The organism is Mesorhizobium sp. M8A.F.Ca.ET.207.01.1.1 (assembly GCF_004794715.1).
GTDB lineage: Bacteria > Pseudomonadota > Alphaproteobacteria > Rhizobiales > Rhizobiaceae > Mesorhizobium.
Genome location: NZ_SRUS01000418.1, coordinates 1 through 314 on the forward strand (window position 1 = coordinate 1; position 314 = coordinate 314).

1 protein-coding gene is annotated in these 314 nt (G+C 66.6%); it reads left to right on the plus strand.

All coding sequences use genetic code 11. The annotated features are described in order from the left end of the window. Positions 1-314 (plus strand): glycosyl hydrolase family 18 protein (locus tag EN850_RS35175; protein ID WP_246689334.1); only part of this gene is annotated, 314 nt, incomplete at both ends.

Below are 314 nucleotides of genomic sequence, written 5' to 3' on the forward strand. Positions count from 1 at the left end.
GGTGGCGATGCCTTCGCCGACTACACCAAGGCCTTCAGTGCCGCCGAGAGCGTCAGCGGCAGCGCCGATACCTGGGACCAGCCGCTGCGTGGCAACTGGAACCAGCTCAAGCAGCTCAAGGCCAAGTATCCGAACCTTAAGGTACTGATCTCGCTGGGTGGCGGGACCTGGTCGCGCGGCTTCTCCAGCGCGGCGCGCCCGGAAAACCGCCAGGCGTTCGTCGCCTCGTGCATCGACGCCTACATTAAGGGCAACCTGCCGGTGACCGACGGTGCCGGTGGTGCCGGTGCCGCACTGGGCGTGTTCGACGGCAT